The following is a 9,398-nucleotide window of genomic DNA, read 5'->3' as shown; positions in this document are numbered from 1 at the left end:
CGCCCGCGCGCCCGCCCGCGGGGGCGGGGGGCGGGGGGGGGGGGGGCGGGCGCCCGGGCGCCCCCCCCCCCCCCCCCCCGGGCACCGCACTGCTTCTAGACCTCGCCGTCGCCGTCGCCGACGCCGCCCTCGCCGAGCACCACGCACCAGTTCCCGCTCACGTGCCACTGCCCGGGCGGATACTCGAACGGGACCTCTCCGAGGAGCCTGAAGCCCGCCGCACGGCAGACCGCGACGGAGGCCGGGTGGTCGACGGAGGGGAAGGCGTGCAGGTGACGGCGGGTGCCGTGGACGCTCGCATGGGCGATGAGCGCACGCGCGGCCACGGCCGCGAGCCCCCGGCCCTGGAACTCGGGGAGGATCCCCCAGCCGGTCTCGTAGACCTCCTCGTCCTGCCAGACCCGCTCCCAGAAGCCGATGGTGCCCACGCTCTCGCCGTCGGCGACGACCCGGAACATCCGTCCGGCCGCCGGCTCCCGGGCGCTCAGCGCCACGTACCGCCGGTGCCGGTCCGCCAACTTGGCCTCGGTTTCCGGACCTCCGAGGTGCGCCGTCATGGCGGGCTCGTTCTTGCGGAGCAGCAGCCAGAAGTCGCCTTCCGCCCAGGGCTCCAGCACTGTCGTGATCTCCATGGCTCCACCTTAGGGAGGGCCGTCGCAAGCCCTGCCGGCCGGGCGGGACTTCGACGACCCTCGATCGGGTGTGCCGGGGCGGTCAGCGGCCCTCGCGCGCCGGGTTGGCCGTCATCCCCTCGCCCCGGCCCAGCCGGCTGTGCTTCCTGCCGTAGAGGAAGTAGACGACGCAGCCGACGGCCATCCAGATCACGAAGCGCAGCCAGGTCTCGGCCGGCAGGTTGAGCATCAGCCAGACCGACGCGGCGATCGACAGGATGGGCACCACGGGCACCCACGGGGTGCGGAAGGACCGGTGCAGGTCGGGCCGGGTGCGGCGCAGGACCATCACGCCGAACGCGACGACGACGAAGGCGAAGAGCGTGCCGATGTTCACCAGGGTCGCCAGTTCGTTGATGCTGGTGAAGCCGGAGACGATCGCGATGATCACGCCGAGCAGGATCGTCGGCCGGTAGGGCGTACGGAACTTCGGGTGGGTCCGCGAGAAGAAGCGCGGCAGCAGTCCGTCGCGGCTCATCGCGAAGAACACCCGGGTCTGGCCGAGCAGCAGGATCATGCAGACCGTCACCAGGCCCACCGCCGCGCCGAAGCTGATGATGCCTCCGTAGACCGGATGCCCCGCGGATTTGAAGGCGTCGGCCAGGGGCGCGCTGATGGAGAGGTCCTTGTAGTTCTCCATGCCGGTCACCACGACCGAAACCGCCACGTAGAGCACGGTGCAGAGGATCAGCGAGCCGAGGATGCCGCGCGGCATGTCCCGCTGCGGCAGCTTGGTCTCCTCGGCGGCGGTGGCCACCACGTCGAAGCCGATGAAGGCGAAGAAGACGACGGAGGCGGCCGTGAAGATGCCCATGACGCCGAAGTTGGTGGGCTCGTAGCCGAAGATGAGCTGGACCAGGGGGGCGTCCAGCCCGGAACCGCCCGTCTGGGGCTGGGCCGGCGGGATGAACGGCTTGTAGTTGTCGGTGTTGATGAAGAACAGTCCGGCGATGATCACGATGAGCACCACCGTGACCTTGATCGCGACGACGACCGCCGTGATCCGCGCGGAGAGCTTCACCCCGATGACGAGGATCGCCGTGAGGACCAGCACCAGGACGAAGGCCAGCAGGTCGAAGTGACCCCCCGGCACGTCGGGCCCCTCGAGCGAGGCGGGCAGATGGAGGCTCGCGTTGTCCAGCAGCGAGCGGACGTAGCCCGACCAGCCGACGGCGACGACGGCGGTGCCGAGCGCGAACTCCAGCACCAGGTCCCAGCCGATGATCCAGGCGGGGAGCTCTCCGATCGAGGCGTACGAGAAGGTGTACGCGGATCCGGCCACCGGCACGGTCGAGGCGAACTCGGCGTAGCAGAGGGCCGCCAGCGCGCACACCACACCGGCCGCGACGAACGCGAGGGCGGTGGCGGGCCCGGCGCTCTCCTTGGCGACCTTGCCGGTGAGGACGAAGATGCCGGTGCCGATGATGACACCGACGCCGAAGACGGTCAGGTCCCAGGCGGAGAGGGACTTCTTGAGCCCGTGTTCCGGCTCTTCGGTGTCGAGGATGGACTGCTCGACCGATTTGGTACGGAAGGGGCTTTTGAGATTCGGATTCGTACTCACCGACGCACCTCACAGGAGAGACCGCATCGAACCGCAGGAAACCAGCTCGTCGAAACGAAACGGGCCGGAAGGCCCACCCTCCAAGGGTGACCCTTCCGGCCCGTCGTGTGCAACCGCAGATGATCAGGCGCCGGTCAGTCGACGGCGGCGGCCGGCTCGCTGTCGTAGCGCCCGTCGAGCTTGGCCACCAGGCCGGTGACCTGCCGCGCGATGTCCGGGGCGGTCAGACCGATCTCGGCCATGACCTCCTTGCGGCTCGCGTGGTCCAGGAAGCGCTGGGGAATGCCGAAGTCGCGCAGCGGTACGTCGACCCCCGCGTCCCGCAGTGCCTGCGCGACGGCGGAGCCCACGCCGCCCGCGCGGCTGTTGTCCTCGACGGTGACGACCACGCGGTGGCGGTCGGCCAGCGGGGCCAGGGCCTCGTCCACCGGCTTGACCCAACGGGGGTCGACCACGGTGGTGGAGATGCCCTGCTTGTCGAGGAGATCGGCGATGTCCAGGCACATCGGGGCGAGTGCGCCGACCGAGACGAGCAGTACGTCCGGTCGGGTGACCTCGGCTCCCGGGGCGCGCAGCACGTCCATGCCGCCGATCTTGCCGACGGCCGGAACGGCCGGGCCGACGACGCCCTTGGAGAAGCGCACCACGGTCGGCGCGTCCTTGACCAGGACGGCCTCGTTCAGCTGGGCGCGCAGCTGCTCCGCGTCACGCGGGGCGGCCAGGCGCAGGCCCGGGACGACCTGGAGGATGGACATGTCCCACATGCCGTTGTGGGAGGCGCCGTCGGTGCCGGTGACGCCGGCGCGGTCCAGGACGAAGGTGACTCCGCACTTGTGCAGGGCCACGTCCATCAGGACCTGGTCGAAGGCGCGGTTGAGGAAGGTGGCGTACACCGCGAAGACCGGGTGGGCGCCGCCGGTGGCCAGGCCCGCCGCCGAGGTGGCGCCGTGCTGCTCGGCGATGCCGACGTCGAAGATCCGGTCCGGGTAGGCGTCGGCGAACTTCTTCAGGCCGACCGGCTGGAGCATGGCCGCGGTGATCGCGACGATGTCCTTGCGCTCCTTGCCGAGCTTGACCATCTCGTCGGCGAAGACGGAAGTCCAGCTGGCGGCGTCGGTGCTGACGGGCAGACCGGTGTCCGGGTGGATGACGCCGACCGCGTGGAAGCGGTCCGCCTCGTCCTGGACGGCCGGCTCGTAGCCGCGGCCCTTCTGGGTGAGGCAGTGGACGATGACCGGTCCGCTGAAGCGCTTGGCGCGCTGCAGGGCCGATTCCAGGGCCTCGATGTCGTGGCCGTCGATGGGCCCGATGTACTTCAGGCCCAGGTCCTCGAACATGCCCTGCGGGGCGATGAAGTCCTTGAGGCCCTTCTTGGCGCCGTGCAGGGTCTCGTAGAGCGGCTTCCCGACGACCGGGGTGCGCTCCAGGAGGTCCTTGCCGCGGGCCAGGAAGCGTTCGTAGCCGTCCGTGGTGCGCAGGGTGGCGAGGTGGTTCGCGAGGCCGCCGATGGTGGGGCCGTACGAGCGCTCGTTGTCGTTGACGACGATCACCAGCGGGCGGTCCTTGGCGGCGGCGATGTTGTTCAGCGCCTCCCAGGCCATGCCGCCGGTGAGGGCGCCGTCGCCGATGACCGCGGCGACGTGGTGGTCCTCCTTGCCGAGCACCTCGTTGGCCTTGGCGATGCCGTCGGCCCAGCCCAGCACGGTGGAGGCGTGCGAGTTCTCGATCACGTCGTGCTCGGACTCGGCGCGCGAGGGGTAGCCGGAGAGGCCGCCCTTGGTGCGCAGCCCGCCGAAGTCCTGACGGCCGGTGAGCAGCTTGTGGACGTAGGCCTGGTGGCCGGTGTCGAAGAGGACCTTGTCCTTCGGCGAGTCGAAGACCCGGTGCAGGGCGATCGTCAGCTCGACCACCCCGAGGTTGGGGCCGAGGTGCCCGCCGGTCTTGGAGACGGCGTCGACGAGGAAGGACCTGATCTCGGCGGCGAGCTGATCGAGCTCCTCCTGGCTGAGCCGGTCCAGATCGCGCGGTCCCTTGATGCGGGTCAGCAGCACCCGTGCCTCCTTGCAGTTGCTTGCTGGTCTGTCGAGTCTAATGTTCCGCTCGCGGCGGGCATCATCGGGCGGTCCCGGTCCGGTCACGCCTTTGTCATACCTGTACACGTATGCACGCAGCCACACCCACCAAACGGGCGCATACCCGCACAGACGTACGCATGTATCTACGCACAGGTGCCCGGCACCACACGAAGTGGCACCGGGCACTGTGACGGTTCTTACCGCCGGGTCAGTCGCCGATCACTGGATCAGGCGCGTCCGGCCGTCTTCTGCGTCTTGCGGGTGATCGAGTCGATCACCACGGTGGCGAGGAGTACGGCGCCCGTGATCATGTACTGGATCGGCGTCGCGATTCCCTCCAGGGCCAGACCGTACTGGATGGACGTGATGACCATGACGCCCAGGAGGGCGTTCCAGGTCCGGCCGCGTCCGCCGAAGAGGCTGGTGCCGCCGATGACGGCCGCCGCGATGACGTTCATCAGCAGGTCGCCGGCGCCGGCGCTCTGGTTGGCCGCCGCGATCTTGGAGGCCCAGAAGAGGCCGCCGATCGCCGCGAAGGTACCGGCGATCGAGAAGACCGTGATCCGGACCCGGTTGACGTTGATGCCGGCGCGCCGGGAGGCCTCGACGCTGCCGCCGAGGGCGAAGACCTGGCGGCCGAAGGAGGTGCGCCGCAGGAGGAAGTCGGTGGCGACCAGGGCCAGCAGGAAGAGCACCACCGCGAGCGGCAGGCCCTTGTACTGGTTGAACACGACCGCGGGGCCGAAGGTGAACACCGCGAGGAGCGCGGTGCGCAGCACGATCTCGCCGACCGGGCGGGAGGGGACACCGGCGGCCTCACGACGGCGCGCGTCGAAGAACGTCGCGAAGAAGTACCCGACCACGGCGAGGGCGGCGAGCCCGTAGCCGACGGCCACGTCCGAGAAGAAGTACGTGGTCAGCTGGCCTACCACGCCCTCGGAGTCGAGGTTGATCGTGCCGTTGCTGCCGAGGATCTGCAGCATCGCGCCGGACCAGAAGAGCAGGCCCGAGAGGGTGACGGCGAAGGCCGGGGCGCCGATCTTGGCGAAGAAGAAGCCGTGGATGGAGCCGATCAGGGCACCTCCCGCGACCGCCGCGAGGATCGCCAGCCATTCGTTGACGCCGTGGGTGACGGCGAGAACGGCCACGATCGCACCCGAGACACCACTGACCGAGCCGACCGAGAGGTCGATCTCACCGAGCAGCAGGACGAAGATGATGCCGACCGCGATCATGCCGGTGGCCGTCATCGTGATCGCGATGTTGGTGAGGTTCTCGGGACCGAGGAAGTTCGAGTTCAGGCCCTGGAAGATGCTCCAGATGATGATCAGGCCCAGGACGACGGGCACGGAGCCCAGGTCGCCGGACTTGAGCTTGCGGCCGAACTCGCTCATGTATCCGGCGAGGCCCTGCTCGCGGACGAGCAGCCGGGGGTCGACGGCCGGGATGGCGTCGTGCGCGGCGGCCGGGTTGACCGGGTCGACGTGCTGCGGCTGGGCGGCCGGGCGCTTGCCCAGCGGACCGGCTGCATGCTTGTTGGTGCTCACTTGCGGGCCTCCCCGGTACGGGCCGCCCGGCGGGTCACGGCGTTGTCCGTGGCCCCGGTGATGGCGGAGATGATCTCTTCCTGCGAGGTGTCCTTCACGGAGAAGACGCCGTTGTTGCGGCCCAGCCGCAGCACCGCCACCTTGTCGGCGACGGCCTTCACATCGGCCATGTTGTGGCTGATGAGGATGACCGCGTGGCCGCGCTCGCGCAGCCGCTCCACCAGGTCCAGGACCTGCGCGGTCTGCTCGACGCCGAGGGCGGCCGTGGGCTCGTCGAGGATGACGAGCTGGGGCTCGCCCAGCATGGAGCGGGCGATCGCCACGGTCTGGCGCTGGCCGCCGGAGAGCGAGGCGATGGGGATGCGGACGCTGGGGATGCGGATCGAGAGGGTGGTCAGGAGCTCGCGGGCGCGCCGCTCCATCTCCACCTCGTCGAGGACGCCGCGCCGCTTGAGTTCGCGGCCCAGGAAGAGGTTGCCGACGACATCGATGTTGTCGCACAGCGCGAGGTCCTGGTAGACCGTCGCGATGCCCAGGTTCTGGGCGTCGTGGGGCTTGGTGATCGAAACCGGACGCCCCTCCCACTCGATGACTCCGTCATCGATGGGGTGCACGCCGGCGATCGTCTTGACCAGCGTGGACTTACCGGCGCCGTTGTCGCCGACGAGGGCGACCACCTCGCCGGCGTGGATCTCGAGTTCTACGTCGGTGAGGGCCTGAACGGCGCCGAACCGCTTCGAGACCCCTCGCAACGCCAGTACGGGCGCAGCGGACACATGAACCATCTCCTTGCCGCCTGACCGGCGGGGATGTCGTGCAAAAGAGCAGGACCACGGGGGTAGGGAAGAAACGTTTCTGTCCGGCGTCCCGCCGGTGGCGGGATGGAGGCGGGAACGCCGGACAGGAAAGGGGGGCCGGCTCGGCGGGGCCGAGCGCGGCGGCGGCCTTACTTCAGGCCGAGGGTGGCGCAGGCGGCCGCGTACTTGTCCGAGCAGATCTCGTCGGCCGTGTAGACGTTGTCACGGATGACGGTGTCCTTGATGTTCGCCTTGGTCAGCGAGATCACCGGGATCAGCAGGGAGGGAACGCCCTTGGTGGTGGGGCTGTCGACCTTGGCGGTGGCCGTGGTCGCGATGGAGTCACCCTTGGCGAGGGCGACGGCCATCTTCGCGGCGGCCTCGGCCTCGGGGGCGTACGGCTTGTAGACGCTCATGAACTGCTCGCCCGCGACGATCCGCTGCACACCGGCGAGTTCGGCGTCCTGGCCCGTGACCGGGGGCAGGGGCGACAGGTTGGCCGCCTTGAGGGCGGTGATGATGCCGCCCGCCATGCCGTCGTTGGCGGAGTAGACGCCGACGATCTTGTCCTTGCCGACCGCGGAGAGCGCGGCCGCCATGTTGGTGTTGGCGTTCTCCGGCTTCCACTCGACGGTGTCGTACTCCTTGGCGACGTTCACCTTGCCGTCGAGGACGGAGTGCGCGCCCTGCTTGAACAGCTTGGCGTTCGGGTCGGTGACCGAACCGTTCATCATGACGATCTGGCCGTCCTTGGCCTTGTCGCCCAGCGCCTCGAGGAGCGCCTTGCCCTGGACCTTGCCGACCTCTTCGTTGTCGAAGGAGGTGTAGGCGTCGATCGGGCCCTCGGCCAGTCGGTCGTAGGCCACGACCGGGATGCCGGCCTCCTTGGCCTTCTTGACCGAGCCCGCTATGGCCTTGGAGTCCACCGCGTCGATGATCAGGACGTTCACCTTGTTGGTGATCATCGTGTCGACCTGCGAGTTCTGCGTGGTCGCGTCCTGCTTGGCGTTGGCGTAGACCACTTCGCCCTTGCCGGCGGTCAGATCGGCGACGGCCTTCTCGATGAGCGGCTTGTCGAACTTCTCGTAACGCGCGGTCTGGTTCTCCGGCAGGAGCAGACCGACCTTGATCGCACTGCCCTTGACTGCGGCGGAGGCGTCCTTCTTGTCGCCGGACTCCTTCGCACTGCCACAAGCGGCGAGCGAGACGGCCATGGCGCTGGCGGCGACGGCGACGGCGGCTCTGCGCATACGCGTGTTCATTACTTGAACCTCCCTGACGAGGCCGCAGCACTGCGGCCGAGGTGGATGTGAGTCAACCCCGGCCGCGAGTTTGCCGTCAAGGAGTGAATCCTTAACGAGATGACAACGGTGCCATCCGTTATCTAACTGAAGACAAGAGGGCGGGAGCCCGCACCCCACTGCTATTTTCTGCCAAAAGTGTCGAATCGCCCATCTCGCTGAGTACGAGGGCCAGCGCCCCCAGCACCTCCGCGCGCCCGCCCAGGGACCCGGTGAGCACCGACAGTTGGCGGGCCGCGCTGGGGATCGCGTACCTCCCCACCGATTCACGGATGGGCGCCAGGACCAGTTCACCGGCGTCGGCGAGCGAGCCCCCCAGGACCACCCGGCTCGGGTTCAGGAGGTTGCACAGACTGGCCACACCGCTGCCGATGTGGCGGCCCACGTCCGTGATGACCCGACGGCAGCCCGGGTCCCCGCCCCGGGCCAGCTCGACCACCCGCTCCATCGTCAACTCCGGCCCGTGGCTGCTCTGCAGGAGCGGCAGCACGTACCGGGCGGCGGCGAAGGTCTCCAGGCAGCCGCGGTTGCCGCAGCGGCAGACGGGGCCCGATTCGTCCAGGGTGATGTGCCCGATCTCGCCGGCGGTGCCGCCCGGTCCGCGGTAGATCTGCCCGTTGATCACCAGCCCCGCGCCAACGCCGCTGGCGACCTTGATGTACGCCAGGTCCTTCACTCCGCGCCCGCTCCCCCAGACGAGCTCGCCCAGCGCCCCGAGGTTCGCGTCGTTGTCCACGTACACGGGCACGCCCAGGCGCCGCGAGAGCTCCTGGCGCGGGTTGATCCCGGCCCAGCCCGGCAGGATCGCGGTGGAGCCCAGCGTTCCGGATTCCACGTCGATGGGGCCGGGGACGCCGAGCCCGACGCCGATCACCTTGTCCAGGCCCACGTCGATGCCCGCGATCAGCCGCCCGACCAGGGCCTCGGCCCGGTCGAAGCCCTCCACCCAGGAGGCGTCCACGTCCAGTGGCTCCGACTCCTCGGCCAGCACCTGGTGGGCGAGGTTGCCGACGGCCACCCGCAGGTGCGTATGGCCGAAGTCCACGCCGATCACGATGCCCGCGTCACCGCTGAGCGAGACGCTGCGCGCCCGTCGGCCGCCGGCCGAGGTGTCCGTGACCTCGACCGTCCCGGCCTCCTTGAGCTCCCGGACGATGTTCGAGACCGTGGCCGCCGAGAGTCCGGTGGTCCGGGCGATCTCCGCCTGGGTCAGCGAACCCGCGAGCCGCACCGCCCGTACGACGCGCTCCAGATTCGCGCGATGCAGTGAAGACTGCGATCCGGGAGTCTGCACGACTCATCCACTCCTGCCCATAAGCAACGGCAAGCCGTCGCCCCCCGGCCGGGACCGTCAGCGGCTGTGTACTCCGAGACCCCGGCGTCTCTCCAACTTGTGAACCTTAAGTCGAGCCTTTGCGCCCCGAGACGTCAAGAGGCCTACAC

7 protein-coding genes are annotated in these 9,398 nt (G+C 69.3%); all 7 read right to left on the bottom strand.

Going from position 1 to position 9,398, the window contains the following annotated elements:
* Positions 1-95: 95 nt before the first annotated feature.
* The gene (locus ACWF9Z_RS10820; protein ID WP_453600089.1) at positions 96-632 is read right to left on the bottom strand and encodes a GNAT family N-acetyltransferase; all 537 of its coding nucleotides are present in this window, start codon (positions 630-632) and stop codon (positions 96-98) included.
* 82 nt (positions 633-714) lie between these two features.
* Complete coding sequence (locus tag ACWF9Z_RS10815; protein ID WP_453600087.1) at positions 715-2,235, bottom strand: amino acid permease; 1,521 nt, start codon at positions 2,233-2,235, stop codon at positions 715-717.
* Between the two features lie 134 nt (positions 2,236-2,369).
* A complete protein-coding gene (gene dxs, locus ACWF9Z_RS10810; protein ID WP_453600084.1) occupies positions 2,370-4,286 on the bottom strand; it encodes a 1-deoxy-D-xylulose-5-phosphate synthase in 1,917 nt (638 codons plus the stop codon).
* 251 nt (positions 4,287-4,537) lie between these two features.
* A complete protein-coding gene (locus ACWF9Z_RS10805) occupies positions 4,538-5,827 on the bottom strand; it encodes a sugar ABC transporter permease (protein ID WP_453600305.1) in 1,290 nt (429 codons plus the stop codon).
* A gap of 26 nt (positions 5,828-5,853) precedes the next feature.
* Entirely contained in the window at positions 5,854-6,642 is a 789-nt protein-coding gene (locus ACWF9Z_RS10800; RefSeq protein WP_453600081.1) for an ATP-binding cassette domain-containing protein, read from the bottom strand.
* 161 nt (positions 6,643-6,803) lie between these two features.
* Entirely contained in the window at positions 6,804-7,904 is a 1,101-nt protein-coding gene (locus ACWF9Z_RS10795; protein ID WP_453600078.1) for a sugar ABC transporter substrate-binding protein, read from the bottom strand.
* 130 nt (positions 7,905-8,034) lie between these two features.
* A complete protein-coding gene (locus tag ACWF9Z_RS10790; protein WP_453600075.1) occupies positions 8,035-9,249 on the bottom strand; it encodes an ROK family transcriptional regulator in 1,215 nt (404 codons plus the stop codon).
* Between the last annotated feature and the right edge of the window lie 149 nt (positions 9,250-9,398).

This window comes from Streptomyces sp. NPDC054961 (genome assembly GCF_053609145.1).
The sequence above is the reverse complement of the archived record's forward strand: the minus strand, read 5'-3'. Positions and strand labels throughout refer to the sequence as shown.

What these genes read in the sequence shown, in the direction of transcription:
- ACWF9Z_RS10820 (WP_453600089.1), bottom strand. Translation starts at nt 632, where the DNA reads ATGGAGATCACGACAGTGCTGGAGCCCTGGGCGGAAGGCGACTTCTGG.
- ACWF9Z_RS10800 (WP_453600081.1), bottom strand. Translation starts at nt 6,642, where the DNA reads ATGGTTCATGTGTCCGCTGCGCCCGTACTGGCGTTGCGAGGGGTCTCG.
- ACWF9Z_RS10795 (WP_453600078.1), bottom strand. Translation starts at nt 7,904, where the DNA reads ATGCGCAGAGCCGCCGTCGCCGTCGCCGCCAGCGCCATGGCCGTCTCG.